This is a genomic window from Acinetobacter sp. JADD-222, assembly GCF_049310645.1.
On record NZ_JBMOWI010000001.1, the window covers coordinates 21,646 to 48,526 of the forward strand.

At 38.9% G+C, this 26,881-nt stretch carries 19 protein-coding genes; 4 read left to right on the forward strand and 15 right to left on the reverse strand.

Going from position 1 to position 26,881, the window contains the following annotated elements:
* Positions 1-5 precede the first annotated feature (5 nt).
* The 4 genes from ACO6UW_RS00115 to ACO6UW_RS00130 all read right to left on the reverse strand — a co-directional run bounded on the left by ACO6UW_RS00115 (position 6) and on the right by ACO6UW_RS00130 (position 9,279).
* The gene (locus ACO6UW_RS00115) at positions 6-368 is read right to left on the reverse strand and encodes a hypothetical protein (RefSeq protein WP_081038236.1); all 363 of its coding nucleotides are present in this window, start codon (positions 366-368) and stop codon (positions 6-8) included.
* A 133-nt stretch (positions 369-501) separates the two neighbouring features.
* Entirely contained in the window at positions 502-1,737 is a 1,236-nt protein-coding gene (locus tag ACO6UW_RS00120; protein ID WP_057061893.1) for a lactonase family protein, read from the reverse strand.
* Positions 1,738-2,008: 271 nt separating this feature from the next.
* Positions 2,009-6,517, reverse strand: a complete 4,509-nt coding sequence (locus tag ACO6UW_RS00125) for a translocation/assembly module TamB domain-containing protein (protein ID WP_057061894.1) — start codon at positions 6,515-6,517, stop codon at positions 2,009-2,011.
* 26 nt (positions 6,518-6,543) lie between these two features.
* Positions 6,544-9,279: an autotransporter assembly complex protein TamA gene (locus tag ACO6UW_RS00130; protein WP_057061895.1), complete on the reverse strand. Its 2,736-nt coding sequence runs from the start codon at positions 9,277-9,279 to the stop codon at positions 6,544-6,546.
* A 166-nt stretch (positions 9,280-9,445) separates the two neighbouring features.
* On the opposite strand from ACO6UW_RS00130, the gene ACO6UW_RS00135 reads away from it, so the two are divergent.
* Complete coding sequence (locus ACO6UW_RS00135; RefSeq protein WP_348891811.1) at positions 9,446-10,768, forward strand: MFS transporter; 1,323 nt, start codon at positions 9,446-9,448, stop codon at positions 10,766-10,768.
* A 3-nt stretch (positions 10,769-10,771) separates the two neighbouring features.
* Entirely contained in the window at positions 10,772-11,407 is a 636-nt protein-coding gene (gene coq7 / locus ACO6UW_RS00140; RefSeq protein WP_002119684.1) for a 2-polyprenyl-3-methyl-6-methoxy-1,4-benzoquinone monooxygenase, read from the forward strand.
* Positions 11,408-11,453: 46 nt separating this feature from the next.
* Here coq7 and ACO6UW_RS00145 read toward each other — a convergent pair whose 3' ends face one another.
* Complete coding sequence (locus tag ACO6UW_RS00145) at positions 11,454-12,002, reverse strand: DUF2799 domain-containing protein (protein WP_057061896.1); 549 nt, start codon at positions 12,000-12,002, stop codon at positions 11,454-11,456.
* Between the two features lie 407 nt (positions 12,003-12,409).
* Here ACO6UW_RS00145 and ACO6UW_RS00150 point away from each other — a divergent pair, with 407 nt between their 5' ends.
* Positions 12,410-13,834: a glutamine synthetase family protein gene (locus tag ACO6UW_RS00150; protein WP_057061897.1), complete on the forward strand. Its 1,425-nt coding sequence runs from the start codon at positions 12,410-12,412 to the stop codon at positions 13,832-13,834.
* 77 nt (positions 13,835-13,911) lie between these two features.
* Here the strand turns inward: ACO6UW_RS00150 and ACO6UW_RS00155 are convergent, their stop codons facing one another.
* The 9 genes from ACO6UW_RS00155 to ACO6UW_RS00195 all read right to left on the reverse strand — a co-directional run bounded on the left by ACO6UW_RS00155 (position 13,912) and on the right by ACO6UW_RS00195 (position 24,891).
* Positions 13,912-14,628, reverse strand: coding sequence for a response regulator (locus ACO6UW_RS00155; protein WP_057061898.1), 717 nt, complete (start codon positions 14,626-14,628; stop codon positions 13,912-13,914).
* Between the two features lie 11 nt (positions 14,629-14,639).
* Positions 14,640-17,294, reverse strand: a complete 2,655-nt coding sequence (locus tag ACO6UW_RS00160) for a sensor histidine kinase (protein WP_057061899.1) — start codon at positions 17,292-17,294, stop codon at positions 14,640-14,642.
* A 38-nt stretch (positions 17,295-17,332) separates the two neighbouring features.
* Complete coding sequence (gene kdpC, locus ACO6UW_RS00165) at positions 17,333-17,938, reverse strand: potassium-transporting ATPase subunit KdpC (RefSeq protein ID WP_014207116.1); 606 nt, start codon at positions 17,936-17,938, stop codon at positions 17,333-17,335.
* A 13-nt stretch (positions 17,939-17,951) separates the two neighbouring features.
* A complete protein-coding gene (gene kdpB / locus ACO6UW_RS00170) occupies positions 17,952-19,991 on the reverse strand; it encodes a potassium-transporting ATPase subunit KdpB (RefSeq protein ID WP_081037825.1) in 2,040 nt (679 codons plus the stop codon).
* Positions 19,992-19,999: 8 nt separating this feature from the next.
* Entirely contained in the window at positions 20,000-21,709 is a 1,710-nt protein-coding gene (gene kdpA / locus ACO6UW_RS00175; RefSeq protein ID WP_057061901.1) for a potassium-transporting ATPase subunit KdpA, read from the reverse strand.
* A 258-nt stretch (positions 21,710-21,967) separates the two neighbouring features.
* Positions 21,968-22,405, reverse strand: a complete 438-nt coding sequence (locus ACO6UW_RS00180) for a 2-amino-4-hydroxy-6-hydroxymethyldihydropteridine diphosphokinase (RefSeq protein ID WP_057061902.1) — start codon at positions 22,403-22,405, stop codon at positions 21,968-21,970.
* A complete protein-coding gene (gene folB, locus ACO6UW_RS00185) occupies positions 22,362-22,742 on the reverse strand; it encodes a dihydroneopterin aldolase (protein ID WP_000338783.1) in 381 nt (126 codons plus the stop codon). The genes ACO6UW_RS00180 and folB overlap by 44 nt, the downstream gene beginning before the upstream one ends.
* A 15-nt stretch (positions 22,743-22,757) precedes the next feature.
* Positions 22,758-24,056, reverse strand: coding sequence for an ABC1 kinase family protein (locus tag ACO6UW_RS00190; RefSeq protein ID WP_057061903.1), 1,299 nt, complete (start codon positions 24,054-24,056; stop codon positions 22,758-22,760).
* 58 nt (positions 24,057-24,114) lie between these two features.
* On the reverse strand, positions 24,115-24,891 hold the full coding sequence (locus ACO6UW_RS00195; protein WP_002119624.1) for a HesA/MoeB/ThiF family protein: 777 nt from the start codon (positions 24,889-24,891) through the stop codon (positions 24,115-24,117).
* Between the two features lie 169 nt (positions 24,892-25,060).
* Here ACO6UW_RS00195 and ACO6UW_RS00200 point away from each other — a divergent pair, with 169 nt between their 5' ends.
* Positions 25,061-25,639 carry a flavin reductase family protein gene (locus tag ACO6UW_RS00200; RefSeq protein WP_057061904.1) on the forward strand — a complete coding sequence of 193 codons (579 nt, stop codon included), beginning with the start codon at positions 25,061-25,063 and terminating at the stop codon, positions 25,637-25,639.
* An 89-nt stretch (positions 25,640-25,728) separates the two neighbouring features.
* Here ACO6UW_RS00200 and ACO6UW_RS00205 read toward each other — a convergent pair whose 3' ends face one another.
* A complete protein-coding gene (locus tag ACO6UW_RS00205) occupies positions 25,729-26,865 on the reverse strand; it encodes an acyl-CoA dehydrogenase family protein (RefSeq protein ID WP_057061960.1) in 1,137 nt (378 codons plus the stop codon).
* Between the last annotated feature and the right edge of the window lie 16 nt (positions 26,866-26,881).

Below are 26,881 nucleotides of genomic sequence, written 5' to 3' on the forward strand. Positions count from 1 at the left end.
CACAATTAGAATGATTTATATTTTGGCATTTTGTCATGAGGGGTTGCCAAACATTCATCCATCATTTGCTTTCTAACTTTTTCTTGAATTGCTTGAGGATCTTTTGTCAGTTCTTCTTTTGGAATTGCATAAACTTTTTCAATAACATTAAGAATGAATTTTTTAGTTATCTCATCTTCAATCTTATTTGCATGCTCAACTGCCTGCGTTTTTTCAATTGCTTGCTGACGATCAAAAACAATACTTCTTGCAGCATTTCCTACGCTAGTACAAAAGCCATGCCACTGCTCTTCCGGTGTTAATGGTTTCTTTTCTGAACAACCTACAAAGAGCAAACTCATTGCAATCAATAAAAACTTTTTCATCATTTCACTACACTAATTATTGCTGTCCATATCATACGGAAAATCATCGTTTTTGCCAAAACTGCTATAAAAACCGAGATCACAAAATCTCGGTCTTTTGTATTAAGCACTAGAAAGGTCAGTTTCATGTTTTGGATTAATTAAAGAATTTAATATCCGTAGGTGTTGATATTTTTGCTGCATCGCCAGCTGGTTTTAAGGTGCCATTTTTTGCATCAAAACGGAATAAACTAATATTGTTACTATAAACATTGGTTACATATAGATATTTACCAGATGCATCAAATGAGAAAGCACGTGGTTCAATACCATTCGCTTTATAAACAACTGGCTTAGCTAGCAATCCATTCTGTTGAATTTTAAATACTAAAAGTTTGTTGTCTGCCCCTCGATTGGCAGCAATCACATATTTACCATTTGGGCTAAGGATAATTCCACTCGCACTCTTAAATTCAGGTGTTTTGTCCTCGTGGATTAGTTTTAACTCAGCCACTTTTTTCAAATGACCATCTTGCACATTAAATGTCACAATTTCACTTCGCATTTCTGCGGTAACATACGCATGTTTGCCATTTGGTGAAAAGACCATATGACGCGGGCCAGAACCATGTGTAAAAGTTACATCGCGGTTGGTATCCGCTTCAAGTGGCTGAGCCTTGTTCGGGTTATAACGAAATGCATAGACTTTGTCATTTCCAAGATCACTAGCATATAAATACTTACCATCCGGACTAAAAGTTGTGGAATGAGCATGTCCACTTTCTTGGCGGCCTTTGACGTGGCCAGAACCTTCCTCAAAAACAATATTTTGTACTTTTTCACCCAAATGGCCATTTGGTAAAATTGGCAAAACAGCCACACCACCACGGCCTTTATCGAACGCTGAATAGTTCGACACAAACAGGAACTTACCATCTAAACTAATTGTTGCATGTGTTGGATGTCCACCATGACTATCCACTGTGTTCAACACTTCCACCTTTCCATTTTGAATAGATAATGCGGTCACCGCACCTTCGTTTTCTTCATTAGTGGTATATGCAAAACGACCATCTTTCGATTTCACAATCCAAGAAGGACTTTTCATTTTCAGCACTTTAACAGGAATTAAAGTTCCATCCTTATTCACTTGAAGCTGGTACAAACCTTCACTGGCTTGTTTTGGTTTTTGCGCAAGCGGTGCATTAGGAATTGATGTCCATGTTCCTACTAAAGCAATTGGTTGTTGTGCAGCATTTACGGTGGAGCACCATCCAAATGACAAGAGCGTCAATGACAATGTTGCTGTTAATTTTTGAATTAGGCCACGATATTTAATGTTGATATCGTTTTCCTTGCCATTTTTAATTTCAACATAAGTATCTATATTCACTACTATATCCTTGAAAAAACCCACCTTATTTGCATTTATCAACAAGGTATATCAATCTAATTTCATTTAATGTTTCTGAAAACTAATTTATAAAACAGCAATTTTCAAGTGAATTTTCTTTAATCAATACCTATCCAAGGCTTCTTTACTCTTAAGAGAAGCTATACTTTAGATGATAAATACTAAACTTTTTTAAATGTTATGAAGACGTTATTAAATTAAAAGCCCACAATAGTGAGCTCTTAATTCATTCATTATTAGTTTCAACTAACTAAAAGCGCCAGTTGTAGAAAAGATCGATTGCTCTTTCTAGAGATTGACTTGCTTCTAAATATAAACGTCGATTCATTTGATAACGTAAAGTGAGTTTGTTTACAGGAGTAAACACCCCAACACCATAGCGAATAAACAGATCTGGTGTGATATAACCCGTTAAACTCACTTGCGTATCATCACCTGTACCTTGTGCATCTAAAGCTAAACCGCTCAAACCAAACGTACGTCCAATCTGGTTAGTTAAAGCACGTGTACCACCCAAGCCCATACTAATACCCGCAGCAGCAATGGTGTTGTTTACATCAGATTTAAAACCTTCTGCATTACTCAAGCCACTCGAACCTTCATTAATACGACCAGTAACAAGCGCATTCAATGCTTCTTGCTCAGATAGACCTGCATCGTTATAGACCTGAATGTTTGGTGATGTCGCAGTACCTGTAACACGTACGCCAACCATGCTTCCCTGAACATTTTTGTTCGCATCGATATCTAAAGTCGGGTTAGCCAATGGTCCATTAAAACGGGCAATTGCTCGGTTCAAGTCTAGACTTTGTCCATAAGCTTCAATTTTTACTTTTTGGCTAACACCAATCGCTCCGTTAGCTCTCATTGCAGTCTCATAGCCACGTTGGCTTAAGTTTAGACGACCAACTAACGGAATATTACTGTTAAAGCCTTGGAAGATCACTTGTTTTCCAATATTAACAGAAATGTCAGCTCGAATATCCCAAGGTTTAGCGGCCCGTAAAATTGCAAGTGGATCTTGACCTTGGCGCACGATGCGAACATCTGATGACGTATTAATGATTGGAGCAGTTGTTTCTGGCATTGAAATACGTGCACGAGGAACATCTACAGATCCTTTTAAGCTTAACCGCTTATCAAAAGGATACATATCAAGTGTCAGATTCGGGTTAGCAATTGCTGTAATTAATGGCGCTTGACGTACCAGTAAATTATCACCTTTCAGATTTAATTGAAGGCGCGGCGCATCTTTCCACTCAAAACTACCTTTAAGCAAGCCTACACCTTGCCCACTATTAAACGCTCCATCAATTGTTGCCATATCCTGACGAATTGATGAATACACCTGCACATTGGTTAGATTCACTGGCAGAGAAATCATGCTGATCGCACCATTCTTCAGGCGCATTTCACCAGTAAGTTGAGGTTGAGTTAATGTACCGTTGACTTTACCAGCCAAGGCTAACGTCCCACTCATTGAGCGAACATCTTGAATAAATGGTTTCAAGACTTTTAATTGAACATCATTAAAGGCCACTTCACCATGCATTGGCATTGATGACTGGAATGGGTTGATAATAACGTTCGCGTAACCCGTACCAATATCTGGTGTTTTCACATCAACACGAAATAACAGACCCTCTGATACACTTTTTGCAATTACCCCTAACTCATCATAAGCCAAAGTCGTTGCAGGATCTTGTGGATCTTCAGCAGCTAAACCGATTTCACCTTTACGCGTAATTAAACGCGCATCAAGTTTTGGATTACCGCCATTTACCCACGATGCCTTAGCGTAACCATTTAATTGTCCAGTCATCGCTAAGCCTTCTGGCATAAATGCCGCGAAATCACTTAAGTCCATGTTCTGAGTTACAAAGGAAATATTCCCTCGTGCTTTACTCACTCTTACAGGCTGATCAAAACAGAGCTGACTATTGGTACTTTGCCAGCAATGTTGGCCCACATATAGCTCAGATTTCGCAGAAGAAAAAATTACTGGAGCATTTTGATTTTGTGCCAGACGAATTCGTCGTGAATCAAAACTTCCTTTCTGAATTTGACCTAACCAATCATTCTTTTGGTTAAACCCGCCTGCCAGCTGAACATAGAACTTGGAAACACTATTATTGCCAAGTACTTTTAATAAATGTGCTTTTCTTGTTCCTGTCAAATTCACTTCAGCGGACTGGATTTCTCTATTTCCGCTACGCAGATTATTTAATTTTGCGGTTAATTGAGTCGGTGTTGTTTCCGATGTTGGAAGCTCACCCTGAATACTCAATCTCTTCACACTTACGAGTGTATTAAAAGCAAAATTATCTACGGCAATATTGGCTGTTGCTTTTAAACGTGGTTGTGATTGAACATTCAAATCACCATAAGCTCGACCACGCAGTCCCGGATATAACTCGTAGAGTGCTGGCGCATTCAGCTTAATTTTTAGATTTTGTGCATTGCCAGTAGCTTGTAGCTGGTTCTGTCCATACACTAAAAATAAGTTATTTGCTTCAAATTGCTGAGGTAAAAAGCCATTTTGATTGGAATCCATCAATAGAGATAGATTACCCTTACCCCGAACAGGTTTATTATTTAAAAAGCCTGCAAGATTCAATTGCTGAATATTAATTCGCTTCAAGTGATCAGACCAAACCCCTTGAGTTTTCAGATTTCCTGAAATTTCACCTTTAACAGTTGAGGCAAAATATTGAGGCTTAAAGCGTACTAATGAACTATTAATATCCCATGCAATGCGGTCTTTTAAATTGACAGAACCAGTAGCATAGATTTTTCCAGCCACACCATCATGTTGTAACTGGCTAATTCGAATAAAATCTGGCGTGCCCGCTATAGAAAACTTCAACAAACCATTTGCCTGTTTTAAGGCTTTTAAAGACCCGTCATAATTAACCGCAAAGCCTTTAAAGCCGCCACCAGCTTTAACATCATGAAATAATAATGCTGCTGTACTTTTTCCACCTAAACTTACAGTTTCTTGACCTGCTTGAGCCAATCGACCAGTTAAATCAATTTTCTCAAACTGAATAATTTGCTGGTTTGGTTTAGCGAAACCATTTGCCTTAATCGAACCGTTTAACAGATTAACTGGCGCTGCTGCTTGAATACTTTGCGGATTAAAATCGTTTGCATTTAATAAAGCATTCCAAGCCAGCTGACGTTTTTCAGTAGGTAATAAAACTTTAGCCTGACCTGTTAAGCTACCTTTTTCAGCAGCAAAACTAAAATTAGGCACATTTAAGATATTATCTTTAACATTCAGGTTGGCTAGATATTGTCCTGCTGGCAATAAAGTTTTTTCATGCTGATATACTTTTGTAGCAACCTTAATATCTTGTTGACCGTCACGTAATGTTAAATCAACTTGACCATTATCACTACTTAACCATCCAATATAAGGCATTGCACGGTCTATATTCGCCCACGCCACATTCATGAGCATTGGTTGAGGTTTATTATTTTTTTCAGGCGCCTGATTAAGCTTGAGTTTCCAAGACTCATAACGGTCAAAATCAACGTTAGCAAATACTTCTGTGCCTTTTTCCAAAGAACCAGTTGAAGCAATAGCAGCATCTAAACTTGGCGGTAAGAAGTCTTGAACCACCTGAGGAATCGCTTTGTCTTTAGGATTAATGCGATCTAAACGACCTTTGATGTCCCAAGTCACATGATCTTTCCAATTCACCAGACCTTTAAGATTAACGGCACCTTTCATAACTTGACCATTAAAATCGGTAATATTAAGCTGATGAACTAAATCAGTATTCATTAAAGCGTTGTACTGACCTTCAGGTAAATTCTCACCCTTTAAATCTGTATCAAGTGCCAAATTAAGCTGTTTAATATCACCTTGAAACTTAATCACACCATTTTTTGCAAATAGTTTTTGTTCTTGTAGCAAAGGTAAATGATAGTTTTTTAATAATAGTTCACCTTGCATTGGAACTTCATCGCGAACAGGATGCAATATTACCCAACCTGTTAATAGATCGGGAGTGGTTGTTGCAACCCCAGCTTTTATAGTATCTAAACTTCCCCGAGCAGCCACTTTAATATTTTGAATATTTAGACTTTTTAAAGATGGGATTCTTAAATCTGCTGTGGCATCTAATGGATATTTACCACTGAAATCCATTTTACCTGTTGCGTTATGGACTGAAAGATAGCCCATATCCATACTAGATTTTTCAAATTCCAGTTTGGTCTCTGACCAAAGTGCATCCTGCAAATGAACGTCATGAAAACTTACATCTGAGGTTGCCAACTTAATTTCTAAATGATCAACATCACCTTCATCTACGCGTAAAACAAAGGGTAACTTGATTGGTTTAAATTCAAACGGTTTACCAGAGGGCGGAGTTTTATTAATAATACGTAAGTTGCGTACATCTGCATGGCTTAAATGCACTTCTTTTTCTAATAATAAAGAACGCCATCCTAAGCCTACATCAGCTCGATCTAATGAAACATCGACATCTTTTAATTGCACCAACACATTTTTGAGAATAATGCCTCGCAATAAGTTGCCGCCTTCATATTCATATTTAATTATTTTCTGAGCTTCTAAAACTCGATCTAATAAAAAACGGCTTCCGCGATCCGTTGACATCATGATGACTAACGAAGAAGCCAATAATAACAATATGATCAATATCGTCAGCAAGAAGCTACGCAAAATGCGACGCTTCTTCTTAGGAGAGCTTGGTGCCGAAGTGGGCTGCTGTTCTACTTCCGCCATAAAATAAACCTAATAAAATTTTATTTTTAAAGTTGTGGGCCTATAAAGAAATGTAAACGAATCGGATGGTTCTCATCTGAAATACCCGAAGCGACATCTAAACGGATTGGCCCAATTGGAGACTTCCAGCGAATTCCGACCCCAACACTATAAGCTGCTGGATTACTGAAATCTTTATCGTAAGCATTACCAAAGTCAGAGAAAACAGCTGCTCGCCATCCATCTTTGAACTGATAGTTATATTCTAAAGAACCTACAGCTAAAGCTTGGCCCCCAATTTTATATCCATCTACTTCTGGAGAAAGACTTTTATAGTCAAATCCACGAATCGTTTGGTCACCACCCGTAAAGAATCTAAGATTGTATGGAACTTTGTCAAAGTCATCTGTAAAAATATAACTAAGGTCAGATCTTCCAACAAATTGGTGATCATCATTTTTACCTAGAGAATAAATAAATCTCCAGCCTGCACTCGCAATCGCCATATTGGCATCTGAGAGTAAACTCTCACTGCCTAATTCTAATTTATAAGTTTGTTTAAAAGCTTTTGTTGGGTTTAAACGTGTATTACTTGAGGTTTTAGATGTTTCATAACTAAACAATAATGCTTCTTGCTCAGATGCAGCTGTTTTAAAAGCATCTGGTAATTCAGAAATATCAACATTACCTTTTTGGGTCAAACGATCTAAACGATAACGAACACCAATAGTATGCTGCCAATTTCCTAATGGACGTTTGATTACGCGCTCCCCACCCACAACAGCAGATTCGGTTAACAGGCTTACATCTGGACCGATATCATCCCGTGTTTCACGCTCATAACCGCCGACGATATTAAAATAGTCATTTAACGGATGTTTATAGGGAATACTATATCGACCATCAATCGATTGGCGAATTTCAGAAACTTCCAAGTTGGCATCAAATGAATGACCATATTTATTTACGATAGAACGGCGATATTGACTACGTAAACGTGCACCCGTATCGGTTCCATAACCAATACCAGTTTCCAAACTATTTAGCTTGTCAGCATTTAAAGTCACAATAACTGGAATTCTTTTTGTTTCACGTGCTTGAGCTTGTAAATGATCCTGTTCAGTTTCCTGTTCATCATGCTGAGCTGCGGCGCTTTGCAACATCGCAGTTTGAGGCTCTGCCTGTTTTGCATTTTGTGTTCCGGCAAACTGTTTTTCATCGACTACGTTTTGCGTAACTTCTTTATTGGATGTCGCTAATTGACGTGCTTTCGCAAGTTGTCGTTGTTCTGGTGAAAGTAAATTAGACTCATCAACATCAATATTTTGTTCATCCACCAAAGCTTGTAAATCTGGTGGTAGCTCAAGTGGCTTTTCAATTGGGTCTGGTTTAATACTATCAACCAAGGTGTAATTGAAATAACGTGAGTTGGTTAGGTTATTTGCGAGCACATTTACACGCCAGAAGGCATAGTCATCACCCTCTTTCCAAGGCGCCATACTTTCTAAGATATTTTGGTTTAATGGCAAAGGTTTCGAAGGATCACTCATACGAAACTCGACCTTGTCTAATTTATAGCGCTCACCAGTCTCGTAGCGTAAATTGATATCGGCCTTATTTTCTGGCTGACTTACTTTTACATCATGCAATCGCCAATAAGCATCAAAATAACCATTATTAGATGCGGCATCAACAATACGGCTTTTAGTGGTTTCATATAAACCGTGGTTAAAGATATCACCCACATCTTGATCGGGAACTAAACGAATAACCTGAAATTGCGGCTGCTTTTCGCCTGGACCGGTAAACTCAATATTTTGCTCATTAATTCGTACTGGTTCATTTGGTGTCACTCTGACACGAACACGACTCGGACTTAATTTTTCAAATCGGAACTCAGCATTATAGTAGCCAACAGCTTGAGCAGCCTGATTACTTAATGTTCTAAGCTGAGGTAAAGCAGCATTGAAGTCTTCAAATGACTCTTGGGTAAATGTTGAAAGCTTACCTTTAATATTTTTAGCCAACACATCTGAAGCACCTTCTACCTCTGCGCTAATACGCGGTACTTGTTCCATCGGAATTGCACGCGGCGGACGTACTTTATTTAAAATACGCTTAAAGAAACCAACTTGCTCAGGCGGTTCTTCGGCCTCTGGTGTCAATTCAGGCAGTGTTTTTCCAGTCTCATTGGCTTCAACTACGATCTTACTATCAGACTTAATCTCTTGCATAAGCTGATCAATATTTACAGGTGCCTGTTTAATTTCCTGTATTTCAGACTGCGTTGCATCACTTACAGTAACTTCAGGCTGCTTTTGAGTCCCATTTTGAAAGTTCTGCGCTTCATTTTTAGCTTCTTCGGCTACCCTATAAATTTCATTTGCCATGTTTTGATCAACAGGCAAGTCGGGTAAATCTTCAAGATTATCAAGAGTAATCGGCTTAAATTCATCAATTTGATTTGGAAATTGTTCTTGTTGTTGCAATATAGCCAAGCTATCTTGTTGCTGCTGAGCTTGGGTTACAAGTGTAGCGATATCTGTAACTGGAGCAGTATATTGCTCATTAACCTGAGCTGACTGTTCAGTTGACTCATCAGATACTGTCTGATTTAAAGTTGTTGATGAACTATTATCAACAGAAGTTTGAGCAAAACTTGGCGTTACGCAAACGCTTAACAACAAGCTGCTACAAATAAGTTTAGGAATGCCCTGCATTTTTAAAATTAAATGCATAGAATGTGTGAGAGTTGACTGTTTAAACTTAATTTTAGAAGGCATAGAAAACTCTAAACTTATTTTTTAATAAAACGCACCAATGTGAGTGTAAAACTCACTCAAAACCATTGATTTTTCATTTAATCAAGCGTTAAAAATATCATACATGGTTTTCGATGCAAATTAACACTCGGTCACATTTTTTTATAAAACACAATGAAGTTTGCACATGATGAAACAAGATGAGCACCTGATGACCTCACGTCGGTTTGTACCGATGTTTTTTACCCAGTTTTTTGGCGCATTAAATGATAATGTTTTTAAGCAATCTTTATTATTGGTGATTACTTATGGATGGATTCAGCAGCAATCTGCTCCAGTAAGTACACTTAATAATTTGGCAGCTCTCTTGTTTATTCTGCCATATTTCTTTTTTTCAGCCACAGCTGGACAAATCGCCGACAAATACGAACGATCTCACCTTGTCCGTGGTATTAAAATTTTAGAAATCATCATTATGCTCATCGGTACTGCGGGTTTCCTGTTAGGAAACTTATGGCTACTTCTTTTTGCTTTATTTTTGATGGGTACGCATTCGACGTTCTTCGGCCCGATTAAATACGCGATTTTGCCTGAAATCTTAAAACCACATGAACTCATGTCTGGCAATGCCCTGTTTCAGTCTGGTACATCCATGGCCATCTTATTCGGAATGATTTTGGGTGGTGCCGTAATTGCATCATCAGATGGAAACTTATTGTGGATTAGTATTACTGTAGTAGCGATTGCTTGCATAGGTTATTTATTCAGCCGTTTCATCTTACCACAAAAAGTTGCCGCACCTGATTTAGATATTGACTGGAACTTTATTCGTACAAGTTTTCAAACCATTAAAGATGCCAAAAGCTTACCATTAGTGTTTACAATTTTGTTAGGTAACTCATGGTACTGGTTTTATGGAGCGACTTATTTAACCCAAATTCCGCAGTTGACTCAGCAAAACCTTCATGCATCGGAAAATGTGGTTAGCCTATTACTCACTTTCTTTTCAGTCGGTATTGGTGTGGGTTCTCTTCTTTGCCGCAAAATTGGTGGTTCAGAAATTAATATTAAAATGGTGCCAATCGGTGCAGTTGGCCTTACTGTTTTTGCGCTCTACCTTGCAGCCAGTCTGGCTTTTGTACCTGAAAGAACTGGAGCATTACTGACTTTAAAAGATGTTTTTACCCAAGGCTGGGTTTACTACCATGTCATGATTGCTGTGACTTTATTAGGTATTAGTGGCGGTTTTTATATTGTTCCCCTATATGCCATGATGCAGGCTTATTCACCACGTTCACATCGTGCACGTGTTGTTGCAGCGAATAACATCGTAAATGCCGTTTTTATGGTTTCTTCTGCAATTTTCTCAATCTTAATCTTAAGTGTTTTAAAAATTGATATTAAAATACTATTTATTATTACAGCTGTACTTAGTGCAATCTTTAGTATCTGGCTTCTCGCTAGACTAAAACCAATGCTTGCCACAGCCCACCTTTCTTTAGAGGACTAATTTATGCGCCACTATACTGGAATTGATCAACTTATTAACTCATTTGATCAGGCATTGCGTAGTCTTGTTCCGGGTGCAACAGCAGCACAGCGTCAAAATCCAGCTGAAACAGTAGAAACAAAACTTGGTGTAGAAGATGCTCGCCATGTCGCAGGTTTAATGCGTGTTAACCACAGTGGTGAAGTATGTGCTCAAGCACTTTACCATGGGCAAGCATTAACGGCGAAATTGCCAAATGTACGCCAAGAAATGCAACAAGCAGCGATTGAAGAACAAGATCATTTAGCTTGGTGTGAAGATCGTTTAAAAGAATTAAACAGTCATACAAGTTTGTTAAACCCAATCTGGTACGGGTTGTCATATGGCATGGGTGCCCTTGCTGGTATTGCAGGTGATAAATATAGTTTAGGTTTTGTTGCTGAAACTGAGCGTCAGGTTAGTCTGCATTTGCAAGATCACTTAAACCAGTTACCTGCTCAAGATGAACGCTCTCGTAAAATTTTAGAGCAAATGAATGAAGATGAATTGCATCACCGTCATACTGCACTTGAAGCAGGCGGTGTTGAATTACCATATGCAGTAAAAATTACGATGACGGCTATTTCAAAGTTAATGACAAAAACCAGTTATTATCTTTAAAAAAACAAAGGATTGATCTCATCCAGATCAATCCTTTTTTAAAATATTATTTTAAGCCGTGATCATATTTGAAACGTTCGATATCTCGAATTGAGTTCCAATAGTTTCTGTTAATACGGTCACGATCAATTTGTAATTCTCTTAAAAGTTTACGATAGCGTTCGCGCTCTTCTGGCTTTAATTTTTCGTTGTAAGCATTATCAGAATATTGCTTAAACTTTTCATCATAACGGTCATATTCATTTTTTGCATTGTAGTAATCGGAAGCTGCTCGATAATAAGGTCTTAAACGATTACGCTGCTCAACTGGGCATACATTAATATTACCGTTACCTTCTAAAGCGTTATAAAAAATATTTGATGGCTGGCAATAATACCCTAGACCTTCTTTATACCCACGTTCATATGACTTTTGATCTGGAACAATATTGGCTTTTCCACATGCTTTGTAATATTGATCTAAACGTGGCGAAGAACCTTTCGAACCATCTTTCTCACCCACTAATGACCAATTCGCAGTCTTACATTCTTCTACGCTCATTGCAGCACAACCTGAAAGGCTGATTGCTAAAATGGCTAAACCGATATTTTTCATATTAAGAGAACTCAAAAATAAAAATTAAAAAAACGCAAAAAATAAAATTCCAGTACATGTGCTTTATAAGCCTTGCTCAATTCAAGATTTATAAATAAATGTTTAACTGGATAAGCATTTAAGTTTAAAGCAGTTTGACCATCTCACCAAATGAGTAGCTTAAATTTTTAGCTTTGTTTAATTTAAAAAAGAGAAATCCGTAGAATTTTGTAATGCGCTGACTGGTCTTATACGCTAATTTTACTTTAAAAATTTATTATAAAAATTAGACTCAAAACATTGATTATTAATAAATAAAAATAATAAACCTCATAAAAAAACCTTTCATCATTTTACTCTTTTTTTACGAGATTAACTTCAAAGGCTACGTTAGCATTTTAGCTAAATAACCACCAAGGTTTTTTATAATGAGTACACTTATTTACCCAAATTTAAACTTAAAAGATCCTCACTTTAAGGCATTTAAAATATCAGATAATTTTATTCCTCCGACACAATCTGGTAGTTTCCAATCAGATCTTTTTTTAAAAGAAGTTGATGAATATTTAAGTTTATATCCACACACTCAGCACATTGATATTTGTCTACATGACTTAAACGGGCATATTCGTGGCAAACGTATTGACGTTAAGAGCCTGAAAAATCTATCGAATGGATGCTATTTTCCGCTTTCTGTTTATGCCATGAGCCTTGATGGAAAAGTGATTGAAGAAACAGGCCTAGGAAAATATATTGGTGAACCAGATAGACTTTGTCTGCCCATTTTAGGTAGCTTGCAACCCAGTGCCTTATCCCCAGAATTAAATGCTCAGCTTTACCTATCAATGCAAGAAGAAGATGGTTCAGAATGTCGCTATGAACCACGTAATATATTAAAAAAATTATTAAATCAGTTACATGCTAATAATTATTTCCCTGTCATGGCTGCCGAGCTAGAGTTTTACCTTTTCTCACCTCAGCAACAATCTGAGACATGTTTAGAAAACCAATGTTTTGATATAGATGCACCAAATAACTACCAACAAGTCCTAGATGAAGTTGAAAAAGCAGCCTTACTACAATCAATTGAAATTACCGCTATTGTTGCGGAATCATCCCCTGGACAATACGAATTAAATCTTCAACACAGCCATGACATCTTGAAGCTTTGTGATCAAATTAATGCCTTAAAAAGAATTGTAAAACAAGTTGCAAGAAAGCATGACCTAACTGCCTGTTTCATGGCGAAACCGAACTTATCAAAGGCTGGTAGTGGTATGCATTTTCATATGAGCATGCTTAATCAATACCATGAAAATATATTTAGTTCAAAAGTAGAAAAAGATGAGCTTTCAGTCAAATTATTGAGCGCGATTAGTGGCCTAATTGAGTTAATGCCTGCATCTATGGCGATTTTAGCGCCTAATATTAATTCTTATAGACGTTTTAAAATTGGTCATCATGTGCCATTAGAAGCCAATTGGGATACCAATAATCGTAATGTTGCAATCCGAATTCCATGCTCAGATGTACAAAATCAACGCTTAGAATATCGTGTTGCTGGAGCGGACTGTAATCCCTATCTGGTTACAGCGACTATTTTAGCGGGCGTATCTTATGGCTTATCTCATAAATTACCACTGCCAAAACCTGCACATCTTTTAAAATTTCCAGACGAGCACATTTTATTAGCCAACAATCAGCCGGAAGCCTTAAAAATATTTAAAGGATGTCTTATTTTAAAAGGGTATTTAGGGGCAGACTTCGTCGAACATTGGTACACGGTTAAACAGGCTGAATATCAAAGTATTTATAGTCAAATGACTGAAGCAGAACAACATTGGGATATATAAATAAAAAGAGCAAAAAAACTATAAACCACTTTGCAAACCCTTAGGGAGAAATACCCTAAGGTTTTTTTTATATCTAATTAATGATTTTTCTGTTTAGCTAAAAAACGTAACCCAACACCTGGTTCAGTAGCAATATAACGTGGCTGAATTGCGTTATCCCTCAGTTTACTGCGTAACTTGCCCACTAAAATACGTAAATAGTGCGTATCTTCCTGATGGGTGGGTCCCCATAGCTCTTTTAAAAGCTGAGGCTGTGTTAAAAGCTGCCCTTGATAGCGCATTAATAACGTCAAAAGTTGAAACTCTTTTCGAGTTAACGTAATTGGCTGTTGCTCGATCCAAACTAATCGTTGCATGACATCAACCTTGAGATAACCATCGTCATATACATGGGCTTCTTGTTGAATCGGTTGATTTCTTAAAATGACACGTATGCGCGCCAAAAGCTCTTGCACACTAAAAGGCTTGGTCATGTAATCGTTTGCGCCAGCATCTAGCAAAGCAACTTTTTCATATTCATCAGCACGTACAGATAGCACAATAACTGGTACATTCGACCAGCTACGTAATTCTTGAAGCACTTCTTTTCCGTCTAAATCGGGTAAACCTAAGTCTAAAATAACCAAATCAGCCCCTTGGCTTGCCAATGCCTCTAGGCCTTTGTAACCCGTTTCACAGAGCGTGGTTTTGTATTTTTGAGTTCTTAAAGCAATGTCTAGAAATTTACGGATTTGAGGCTCATCATCAATAATCACAATACGTGTTTCTACAGGTGATGTTTCTGAACTTATCATGAATTTACAACTTATTCTTTTACTGGATGAATGGGTAATTTGATTTGAATTAAAGTACCTTTATTTTGGTGCCCTGAAAATGCTTCTATTGTACCCATATGAGCACCAATAATCGCTTTTACAATTGTTAGCCCTAAACCTGTACCGAATTTTCCACGGTCTCCACCCTCCATAGTATAAAACATATCGAAAATGCGGTGTCTTTCGTCTTCAGGGATTCCTGCACCTTTATCTTCAATTTCTATTTTCACCTCATCTTCTGACACAAGATGAGCACGAATCATGACTGATTCATCTGGAGGTGAAAAGTTTGCGGCATTTTCTAAAACATTAAAAATAGCTTGTTCTACCAGTGCTGGGTGAACATATAAACTAATCGGTTGCTCAGGTAACTGAACGACCACTTGTGTATCTGGTTTATAACGCTTTAAACGGCGGGTTGCCGAACCAATTAATTCATCTACCCCAATCCAGTCTCTTTTTAAAGTTAGACCTTCATGCCCCAAACGGGTCATATCAAGCAAGTTTTGAATATAACGGTCTAAGCGCTCACCTTCTAAATGAATTGTTTCAAGCAGATCTTGTTGGTCTTGTTCTGTCATTTCAGCTTTAAAATTGGCAAGTGTGTCTGCTGCCCCAATAATAGAAGCGAGTGGCGAGCGTAAATCATGCGATACCGAAGATAATAAAGCAGAACGTAAGCGCTCTGTTTCACTGGTGACTTTTGCTTGTTCAAGCTCATTTACCAATTGGGTTCGAAGTACTGCTTGTGCAATGTATTCAATTACACTTTCAGTCAGTTTCTTTTGCTCAAAATTTAAGGAAACCACTTCATCCTTAAAGTAAATTCCCACAATACCTAAGCTATTTTTTTGTTCTAAAAGAGGTAAAAACCACCAATTTGACTGACTCAGAGTATCGGTAAAACGCCCACACGGCTGCTTGTGTTTCAAACACCATTCTGCGGCTACTTTTTCTTTATCATTTAGCTCAATATCAGAAGAAATTACCTTATCTCGAATAGAAATCCACACTTTAGTTTGAAGTTGTGTTTCTAAAGTCATACGTCCTGTTTGCATAACTTCTTCAAGGTTGACAGCACTAGAAAGCTTACGCGCCAAGTCTTGCATCACGGTAGTGTAGGCATTGGCAGCTTTTAAAGATAAAACTTGCTGGCGTAACTGAGAAGCCAAACGCCCGGCAATTAAAGCTGCTGCAAAAAAAGCAACAACGGTGACCACCCCTTGGTGTGCTGAAATCTGAAAGGTATAACGCGGTGCAATAAAGAAAAAATTATAGGCCAAGAAACATATTAAGGCTGCCACTACAGCAGCGAGCATTCTAGTTTTGGTTGCTACAATTAAAACTGAAATAATAAAGATGACAGAGAAATCTTCAATACCAAATAGAACTTCGGCGAAGTGAGCTAGAAAAATGCTACCGCACGTCACAGCTAAAACAAAAATGCTTTCTTTTAATGATAAAAATGAAGGTTTTTCGAGCTGATTAATCTTTTTAGTGCCTTGTTCTGGATGCAATATCGTTAAAGCAATCGAGTTTTCTTGATTCAATAATTGCTGAGCTAAATTTTTCTTAAATAACTTTAACCACCACGGTGAAATACTTTTGCCAATGACTAGATTGGAAACACCTCGATCAACGGCGGCATCCATTAACACTGACGCAACTCGATGCCCATATAAAACCTCGGTTCGACCACCGAGTTGTCGAGCCAACTCAAACGCACGGTCAATCTCGATGTATTCTTTTTTATAGGAGCTCACTGAACTCTGCCCAAAGTCCAAACTTCTAGCAACATTCACTACAGTCCATGTAGCACCATTACGTTCTGCTAAACGGCAGCCTGCTCGCACTAAATATTCAGAAGAGCCTTGCCCATCTATCGCAATCATCAATTCATTTTGCAACGATATAGATTTCAAACCCTTTGAGGCATAACTCTCTTTTAAGTCTGAATCGACATGCTCAGCAACGCATTGCATTGCGAGTTCACGTAATGCTGTTAAATTTGAAATGCTAAAAAAGCCTTGTAATGCCAGATTTGCTTGCTCTGGTACATAGACTTTTCCTTGATGGAGCCTTTCAATAAGCTCACTAACGGGTAAATCAATTAAGCGAATGTCTCGAATACGGTCAAATACCCGATCTGGTACTGTTTCATTTACTCGAATGCCTGTAATTTGATAGACCACATCATTTAGGCTTTCTAAATGTTGAATATTTATAGTGGTAAATACATCAATACCAGCGTCTAGCAACTCATTAACATCTTGCCACCGTCGTTCATGACGACTATTTGGGACGTTGCGATGAGCCAATTCATCAACCAAAACGATTTGCGGATGCCTAAGTAAAATAGCATCCAAGTCCATTTCTTCTAAAGTATGCCCCTGATATTGCATTTCTTTTCTAGCAATCTGAGGCAACCCTTCCAAAATTTTTAGAGTTTCGATTCTTCCATGGGTTTCAACAATACCAACAACAACATCTGTGCCCTGTTGAAATAATTCTTTGGCGCGAGCGAGCATGGCATAGGTTTTTCCTACACCTGGTGCCGCACCGAGAAAGACCGTTAGTCGACCGGCTTGATATCTGTTGACATGATTTAATAAGGCCTCAGCCTGATTTTTGCGATTGCTTTGCACTTGATATCATCCGGTAAACTAACAACTTTATTTTTAAGTTAATGTGTAGATTGTAATTGATCTAAAGCAATATTGAGCTGTAATACATTAACACGAGCTTGCCCCAATACACCAAACTGCTTCGGTTCAACATACTTTTGCAAAAGCTCTTCCACAATCTTAGGGTCTAAATGACGAGCTTGAGCCACTCGAGCAACCTGTAACTGAGCAGATTCAGGACTAATATGCGGATCAATACCACTACCAGATTTAGTCACCAAATCACTTGGTATAGGTGTATTGCCCGTGTGGTCTTGTTTTTTTACCGCAAGAATCTGAGCATCAATTTGTTGCTGTAGTTCAGGATTAGTACGCGCTAAGTTTGTACCTGCCATCGCCATCGGGTCATAAGCGACTGCTGAAGGACGTGGATGAAAATAAGCCTCTCCAACAAATGACTGAGCAACTAATTTTGACCCTAAAACTTTATGGTCTATTTCAATCAAACTACCATTTGCTTGATTGTTGAATAACACCTGTCCTGCACCTGTAGCGATAGCACTATAAGCAGCGCCACAGCCAACTAAGGTAAAAATTAATAATCCCAAAGATGCTCTTAAGGTCTGACCCAAATTTGCTTCTGAATTTTGTACATAAGTTTTCATTTCAAACTCCAGATTACAAACCAAATAATTTAACAATCACTACATCAATTGCTTTAATGGCAATGAATGGTAGAACCACACCGCCCACCCCATAAATCAACATATTTCGACGTAGTAACTGAGTTGCAGTTGAAGGTTTAAATTTGATGCCTCGGAGTGCGATTGGAATTAATAGCGGAATAATAATCGCGTTAAAAATTAATGCAGATAAAATCGCGCTGTTTGGACTTGCCAAGTGCATTACATTCAATACTTGCATTTGTGGAATCGCAGCAGCGAACAATGCAGGCAAAATGGCAAAGTATTTAGACACGTCGTTTGCTAACGAAAATGTTGTTAAAGCACCACGGGTAATCAGCTGCTGTTTCCCAATCTCAACCACAGCAAGTAGTTTGGTCGGGTCAGAGTCTAAATCGACCATGTTGCCGGCTTCTTTTGCAGCTTGTGTACCCGAGTTCATGGCTAAACCAATATCAGCTTGCGCTAATGCTGGCGCATCGTTTGTTCCATCACCGACCATCGCAACTAAACGACCTTGTTGTTGTTCTGTGCGAATACAAGCCAATTTGTCTTCTGGTTTTGCTTCGGCAATATAATCATCTACACCAGCTTCAGCAGCAATCGCGGCCGCAGTTAATGGGTTATCACCTGTAACCATAACGGTTTTAATGCCCATTTCTCTTAAACGTGCAAAACGTTCTTTAATGCCGTGTTTAATCACATCTGAGAGTTCAATCACACCCAACACATGATGTTGATTTGCGACAACCAATGGTGTTGCTCCTTTTTTGGCAACTTGTTCAACACGCGCTTTTAATTCTAAATCTTGAGAATAATCTTCATCTACAAATTTCAAGATTGCATCTAATGCACCTTTACGAATTTGGTCACCATTCGGTAAATTCACACCAGAAATTCGGGTAGAAGCACTAAAAGAGATAAATTCGGCTTGCTCAGGTTCTTGCTGTTTTAGCCCTTGCTCTTTTGCTAACTTAACAATCGATTTCCCTTCTGGTGTTGGGTCGGCAAGTGAACTTACCCAAGCAGCAGCTCTCAACTCAGACTCGGTTACCGAAGTTAAAGGATAAAAAGATGTCGCTTGACGGTCACCATAAGTAATGGTTCCTGTTTTATCGAGTAAAAGCACATCAATGTCACCCGCAACTTCGACAGCTTTCCCCGATTTCGCCAAAACATTGGCCTTGAGTGCACGGTTCATCCCCGCAATACCAATCGCAGGTAACAAGCCACCAATGGTTGTAGGAATCAAGCAGACCAATAACGCCACGAGCACGACTGGATCAAGTTCAATATGCAAATACTTGGCAATAAATGGCAAGCTAATCACGACAATTAAAAACGTGATTGTCATTACCATTAACAAAAAGCCAAGTGCGATCTCATTCGGAGTTTTCTGGCGATTTGAACCTTCAACCAAAGCAATCATACGGTCTAAGAAACTTTGACCAGATTCAGCAGTCACTTGCACAACAATACGATCTGTAAGAACTTTGGTTCCGCCAATAACACCTGAACGGTCTGTTCCAGCTTCACGTAGCACAGGTGCAGACTCACCTGTAACAGCCGATTCATTAATAGTTGCAAAGCCTTCTACAATCTCACCGTCGGCTGGAACAAGCTCACCTGCATGTACTTCAATAAAATCATTTAAATGAAGTTCGGTCGCAGCAACTTGAGTCGCTTGACGGTCTGTTAATGAGTTAAGCTTTCGAGCCGTTAAATTTTCTCTTGCTGCACGTAATGAAGATGCCTGCCCACGGCCTCTAGCCTCTGCAACAGCTTCGGCATAGTTAGCAAATAAAATGGTAATAAACAGAATTGCTGTAACCACTAAACCAAATAACAGCGTGGTGTAACCTAAGATTGTACTAATGCCTGTAACCACTGTTCCAAGCCATACAATTGCCATCACTGGGTTTTTAATTGCATGCTGCGGTAGCAGTTTCACAAATGCATTTTTCCAAACTTCAAAATTTGGTACTGCCATGGTTTTTTTATGGCTATTTACATGAGTTTGCGTATTCATTTTCACTCGCCTCCTTAGCCTTTAACCAACAAAAGTTGATCGGCAATAGGCCCAAGGACAAGAACTGGCATAAATTGTAATAAGGTAAGCAACACAACAATCGTAATCAGCGTTAAAGCAAAGGTTGGAGTTTCAACCTGAAGACTACCTGCTGTTTCGGGTGCTTTTCTTTTTGCTGCTAAACGTGTTGCAATCATTAATGGCAAAATTAATGTCGGGAAACGTCCTAACAGTAGAGCGATACTACAAGTAACATTCCACCATACAGTGTTGTCTCCAAGACCTTCAAAACCTGAACCATTGTTGGCAAATGCAGAGACATATTCGTAGAACACTTGGCTAATGCCATGTGGTCCCGGATTACTAATTCCAGATATGCCTGGAATGCTGAGGCTTAATGCGGTAAATGCAAGAATAACGAGAGGTTGAATCAAGATAATAATCGCGAGCAACTTAATTTCTGCGGCTTCAATCTTGCGCCCAAATAATTCAGGGGTACGACCTGTCATTAAACCTGCAATAAATACTGCGAGTAACAGATAAATCATAAACTGTTGCAGACCACAGCCCACACCACCCCAAATGGCATTAATCAGCATGTTAATGAGTTCGACTAAACCGGTAAGCGGTGCAGAAGAATCATGCATCATATTGACCGAGCCGTTATTTACCTGTGTAGTAAGCGCTGCCCAAACTGCTGATGCTGCTGGTCCAAAACGTTGTTCTTTACCTTCCATTACGGCAAATTGAGATGCTGTCGATGACATACTCTCAGACCAGACAGCCGCTGCACCTGAAATAATCGACATGAAAAGCATGCTACCAAAGACAAAGTAAGCAAACTTTTTACGCTGAGTAAAATGCCCGACCATAAAAATGACTGTGATTGGAATAAGTAAGATCGCAATCATTTCTAGTAAATTAGAAAATGGTGTTGGATTTTCTAAAGGCACAGAACTATTTGGACCATACCAACCGCCACCATTACTACCCAATTGCTTGATCGCTACCATTGGCGCAACTGGCCCTAAAGGAATTTTTTGGGTTTGTACTGTATTGGCTTTATCAATCAGCTGTATTTCTGGCCCGCCTTGGAAAGTTGCTGGTACACCTTGGCTGTTGAGCAATAAAGACCAGACAAAACAGAGCGGAAGCAAGAATCGGACTGTAGGGCGAATTACATCTGCCCAATAGTTACCAATTAAAATTTGATCTGGCTGCTCGGCAACATCAGCCGCAATATGGCTTGGACGCTGATAAAAGAAAGCTCTTAATGTCGCAACAACCAAAGCCAGCCCCATCATTGGAGTAATGACTTGCAGACCCACAATACCTGTCATTTGCGACAAATAAGATAACTGAGCCTGGCCAGAATAATGCTGTTGATTGGTGTTTGTTAAAAATGAAATAACCGTATGTAACGCTAAATCCCAACTCATATTTGGTGCATGATTTGGGTTTAATGGTAGCCATGCTTGCGTCATAAAAATAGCAAGAATAGCCACAGCAAGAAAAATACAGCTCACAACAAATGCTAAAGAATATTGTTTCCAGTTCATTTGTTGTTGTGGAGATACACCTAACAAGCGGTATACAGGATTTTCAATCCAACGAAATAATCCATCACCCCACATCGGCTGATTTGCCATCACTTTGGATAGATATTTACTGAGGCACCATGCTAGAAAAATAGCAATAAATAAAACAAGTATAAGTTCTAACATAGCTATTCTCCTCTATACCCCTTGGCTTGATTTGCCAAACTGGAAATAAGGAGAGATGAGGAAATATCATTTGTTTTAAGTCCGCATAAGACAATGCCAGACTGATGCAAGATGCGCATTTGAGAATTTATAAGCATCTTTATTGTCCTGAAATAACACTAATTTAGTGAATTTCAGTATCGATAAAATGCCCGTAAATTCTCTATTGAGGAAGTCAAAGCCCGCGTAAAGTTTGCGTAAAATTTAGTTTGAAGGGTATTAAACTTTAAAATTAACGACTGGATAAATCATGCTATCAGCCTTTAAGGTTTCACAATGCCAAAGTTCATATAAAGGAATTTTTACATCGAGTGCCAAAGGTAGCTTTTTAGAATTAAATTGCATATGGTCCAGATCACTTCCCCATGCAATCAAATCTACATCTAAAGAAATATGATGCGATGGACGAACACGCCCCGAATCTGACTCAAGTTTCTTTAGAAAAGATTCAATTTGTTCACACGATAAATTGCTTTTTAATAGACATGCCGAATTCCAATAATCATCTCCAATACCATCTCGGCATGGAATTTGATAAACAGATGAAAACTGCACTTTCCCCAAAGTTGCCAATTGCGTATAAGCAAAAGTAAAGTGCTGATCTGCGTCTAAATTACTCGCTAGGGCGAGCGCAAAAATTATTTCTGGTGCGTTCAAGACGAATTCCTACAGCATTTGCTTCTGCAATGATGGCTGGCTTACGGATGGTTATGGTAATTTTTTCAATTGATGGAAAGGTTTCAAACAAACATTGTAAAACCAAATGTGCTGCATGCTCGATTAATTCTGGTTTTGCTTGTTGAATGGTTTGAGCCGATAACTCACAAATCTGCGCATAGTTGAGAGTGTCCTCAAGCTTGTCAGACTCTGCTGCTCGGCTCAAATCATTATGGATGGTTAAATCCAACATTAAAGGTTGAATGATTTGCCTTTCCCAGTTGAAACAGCCAATCACTGTCTCAACTTTCAAGCCTTCAATAATAATGGCATCCATAAATTTAAACTGACCTTAGTGTTTTAATAACGAAGCAGGTTCCATATTTTGAACCATTTTCAAACGTTGGTCTGCATAAATATCAGTATATGGTGCGAGTACGCGCATAAAACGATCGAAATAAAGCATTTGCTTAAATAACAAGGCAAAATCTCGAGGGAATTTAATACCATGGCGCTCACCAACCGCTACCATATCCATCATGATGTCATTTAAATCGGCTGGATTTGAAGACAAGATCTGTTGCGGATCGGCCATTAATACGCCATTAAACAAACGCTCTAGATCTTGAGCCAACACCTGAACGTCAATTTTGTTATGGGTCATACCCATTTTCAGCATATTTTCAGCCATTGCCTGATAATCAGTTTTTTGTAAGGCATCCATAAATGCAATACATGCAGTCCAAACTTCAGGTTTTAACTGACCGACGATGCCAAAATCAATAAAACCAATACGCCCATCTTCAAGCAACATTAGGTTCCCAGCATGTAAGTCGGCATGAAAACTCTTACACAGCATGAGACTACCAAACCATGTATTCATGGCAGTAATCAATACTTGCGATGGATCTTTAGCATATTGTTTTACAACACTAAAGTCTGTCAAAGACACACCGTATAAACGCTGCATAGTTAAGACACGGCGTGTAGAAAACTGATGATAAACTTTAGGCGCTGTCGCTGCTTTATTTTGTGAAATATTAAGATATTCCACAAAATCATCTAGGTTTTGTGCTTCTTCAATGAAATCGACTTCACGGACCATACGGCTTTTAATTTCATCTACAATTTCAGAAAGAGCTGCGAATTTGATCTTTGGTACAGCACGTTCGAGCAGCTTGGCAGCCCAATGTACTACACTTAAGTCTGTATATAAAATGGTTTCAACACCAGGCTTTTGTACTTTGATAACGACATCTTCACCTGTGGTCAGCTTAGCTGCATGAACCTGAGCAATTGACGCAGAAGCTAATGGCTTTTCATCGATATAGCTAAAAATCTGGCTTAAATCGCGCCCTTCAAATTCAGATGCAAGCACACCTTGAATATAACTAAATGGTAGTGTTGGTGTCTGGTCTAAACAACCTTGAAATTCTTCTACATATTCACGTGGGAAAAGCGATGGCGTACTCGCAATAAACTGACCAAGCTTAATATAAGTTGAACCAAGTGACTCAAAAGTCTCTCGCATGAGTTTGGCATTACTTGGTTTTTCAGTTGCGTATTTAATTCCAGCTTTGGCCGCAACCACTGCTGTTTCACCAATGCGGGCGACTGAACGCAGCCCATCAAACAAAATATTTTTTTTCATATTTCTTCAAAACCAAATCATTCAGGTTGAGTGTAGCAAATTTTGTTTAATTTACTGATTAGCTTGCCTGACAAAGTGGGCAATTTACATCTTTATCAAAACTAACAATACGTTGTGTCATATTTAAACCATCCCACAATAATAGTTTCTGCTTTAAAGGTACACGATTTAGACCTAAATACAGCAAAGTGTGATGTGCTTGTAATGACGCTATCATTACAGGAGTAGTTGCAAGTACCCCTGACTCTGCACAGCGCAGCCCTTCATTGCTATGCTGTTCTTTCGGAAAAAGGCACTCATAACAAGCTGAATCTCCTTCAACCATGAACATTTGCGCCTGAAAACCAATTGCTGAAGCGCTAATTAATGCGACTTGATGTTTCTTACAAGCTGCGTTTACCAAATAGCGAGTTGTAAAATTATCACAGCCATCTAAAACCACATCTTGGTGTTCAACAAGTCTATCAATGTTATGTTCGTCTAAACGTTCGTTATAGTATTCAACACAGATATAAGGGTTAATTTTCTGTAAACGTTTAGCCAAAATTTCTGCTTTGTAACGACCAATATCTTCATGACCAAATGCGATTTGTCGTTGTAAATTACTTATCTCGATCGTATCTGCATCAATCAGTGTAATTTTCCCAACCCCGGCTCGCGCTAGTAGTTCTGCACTGCTACAGCCTATTCCACCAGCACCGACAATCAGTACATTAGCAAGTTTGAGTTTTTCCTGAGCTTCAATATCCCATCCATCAAGTAAAATCTGACGGCTATAGAGATGCATTTCTTCATCACTTAACTCTACAAAATCGATATCTTGAAGCTCGGTCACGTGTTAATCCTTTCACTTAGAAGCCAAGTGATTTTATGACTAAGTTAATCATTATGAAAGCTATAAAATGGAAACAACTTTTTTATTCGGTTAATACCCTATCACATTACTTCTCTCACACTTTCTGCAACAATAAGGCTATCTGTTTTCTGTATTACTTAGGCTAAATATGACGCAATCATATATTGCACCTGTAGAGTTAGAAAAAGCTTATCGTTTATTAAATCATGGCCCAACTGTGCTTGTTTCTGCACAACATGGTGATGAACGCAATGTAATGGCTGCTGCTTGGGCATGTGCCTTAGAGTTCAAACCAGCCAAAGTGTCCGTTGTTCTCGACAAAAGTACTAAAACCCGACAGCTCGTTGAGCAAAGTGGCTATTTCACACTACAAGTTCCCTGCTATGCACAGCTCGATCTAACTCATCAACTTGGCACCATTAGTAAATTGGATGATCCAGAAAAACTTGAGCATTGCGGTGTTGAGCTATTCTATCAAGAAGGTCTTACGAGCCCACTTGTATCAGGTTGCATTGCATGGCTTATATGTAAACTTATTCCTGAACCGCATAATCAATCAGCTCATGATTTATTTATTGGTTCTGTTGTAGGTGCATGGGCAGATAGCCGCGTTTTTATAGATGGGCACTGGCACTTTCAAGATGCGCCGAAAGAACTTCACAGCCTGCACTATATTGCAGGTGGAACTTTTTATTTGATTGGTGAGGAAGTCAAAGCTCAAATTTAATCATTAAAAAGCGAGTTTCATTTAATTGCAAAAAACTGCATAACAATTGCGGTTTTTTGCAGTCAACGACATTTTTTAAAATCTAATACTTAAACTTGAGCCACTTCACGAGCAATCACCAAACGTTGAATATCAGAAGCACCTTCATAAATTTGGCTTACACGAACATCACGATAAATTCTCTCTACTGGGAAATCACTCACGTAGCCATAACCACCATGAATCTGGATCGCATCCGAACATACTCGCTCAGCCATAGTAGACGCAAATAGCTTTGCCATTGAGGCTTCTTTTAAACAAGGCAGCCCAGCATCTTTTAAAGTTGCAGCATGCAAAACCAACTGATGCGCAGCTTCGATCTGAGTCGCCATATCGGCTAAACGGAAACCAACCGCCTGATGCTGAACTAATTCGACTCCAAAGGCTTTACGCTCATTTGCATATTGCACCGCTGCATCAAAAGCCGCTCTTGCCATACCTACCGATTGAGCAGCAATACCAATACGTCCAGCTGCCAAATTAGATAATGCAATTTTATAACCTTCACCCTCTTGCCCCACCAAATTTTCTAAAGGAATTCGGCAGTCCTCAAAAGTAATAGTGGCTGTATCTGAAGCATGTTGGCCCATTTTGTCTTCAATTCGAGTCACCAAGTAACCTTGTGTATTGGTAGGTACAAGAAAGCACGAAATCCCTTTTTTACCAGCTTGTTTATCTGTGACCGCAAACAGCAAAGCCACTTGGGCATTTTTACCGCTGGTGATAAATTGTTTGACGCCATTGAGCACCCAATGGTCGCCATCGCGTTCAGCTTTACATAAAATCGCGCTTGCATCTGAACCGACATGTGGTTCAGTTAAACAAAAGCATCCTAGCCATTCGCCAGATGCAAATTTTGGTAAATATGTTTGTTTTTGCTGCTCTGAACCGTATGCCAGTGTAATACCGCAAATCAAAGAGTTTTGTACGCTTACAATTGTCGAAATAGCACCATCGCCTGCGGCAATTTCCTCAATTGCGAGTACCAAAGATACATAGTCCATTCCGGCACCGCCCCATTCATCGGGCACGGTCATCCCCATAGCGCCTAGTGCACCTAAATCTTTGAGTTCCTGAGCTGGAAATTCATGAGTTTTATCGCGATGTGCAGCAGTTGGCTTTAACTGATTTTGCGCATAATTCCGCATCATCTCCTGAACCATACTTTGTTCAGCATTTAAGATCATTTCAGCATCCTTATTT

Excerpts from the sequence above, each read along its gene's own strand:
- ACO6UW_RS00205 (WP_057061960.1), bottom strand. The coding sequence starts at position 26,865 with ATGATCTTAAATGCTGAACAAAGTATGGTTCAGGAGATGATGCGGAAT.
- ACO6UW_RS00155 (WP_057061898.1), bottom strand. The coding sequence starts at position 14,628 with ATGATAAGTTCAGAAACATCACCTGTAGAAACACGTATTGTGATTATT.
- ACO6UW_RS00200 (WP_057061904.1), top strand. The coding sequence starts at position 25,061 with ATGACGCAATCATATATTGCACCTGTAGAGTTAGAAAAAGCTTATCGT.
- kdpC (WP_014207116.1), bottom strand. The coding sequence starts at position 17,938 with ATGAAAACTTATGTACAAAATTCAGAAGCAAATTTGGGTCAGACCTTA.
- ACO6UW_RS00135 (WP_348891811.1), top strand. The coding sequence starts at position 9,446 with ATGATGAAACAAGATGAGCACCTGATGACCTCACGTCGGTTTGTACCG.
- ACO6UW_RS00150 (WP_057061897.1), top strand. The coding sequence starts at position 12,410 with ATGAGTACACTTATTTACCCAAATTTAAACTTAAAAGATCCTCACTTT.
- ACO6UW_RS00130 (WP_057061895.1), bottom strand. The coding sequence starts at position 9,279 with ATGCCTTCTAAAATTAAGTTTAAACAGTCAACTCTCACACATTCTATG.
- folB (WP_000338783.1), bottom strand. The coding sequence starts at position 22,742 with ATGGATGCCATTATTATTGAAGGCTTGAAAGTTGAGACAGTGATTGGC.
- ACO6UW_RS00115 (WP_081038236.1), bottom strand. The coding sequence starts at position 368 with ATGATGAAAAAGTTTTTATTGATTGCAATGAGTTTGCTCTTTGTAGGT.
- ACO6UW_RS00125 (WP_057061894.1), bottom strand. The coding sequence starts at position 6,517 with ATGGCGGAAGTAGAACAGCAGCCCACTTCGGCACCAAGCTCTCCTAAG.
- ACO6UW_RS00190 (WP_057061903.1), bottom strand. The coding sequence starts at position 24,056 with ATGAAAAAAAATATTTTGTTTGATGGGCTGCGTTCAGTCGCCCGCATT.
- ACO6UW_RS00145 (WP_057061896.1), bottom strand. The coding sequence starts at position 12,002 with ATGAAAAATATCGGTTTAGCCATTTTAGCAATCAGCCTTTCAGGTTGT.
- coq7 (WP_002119684.1), top strand. The coding sequence starts at position 10,772 with ATGCGCCACTATACTGGAATTGATCAACTTATTAACTCATTTGATCAG.
- kdpA (WP_057061901.1), bottom strand. The coding sequence starts at position 21,709 with ATGTTAGAACTTATACTTGTTTTATTTATTGCTATTTTTCTAGCATGG.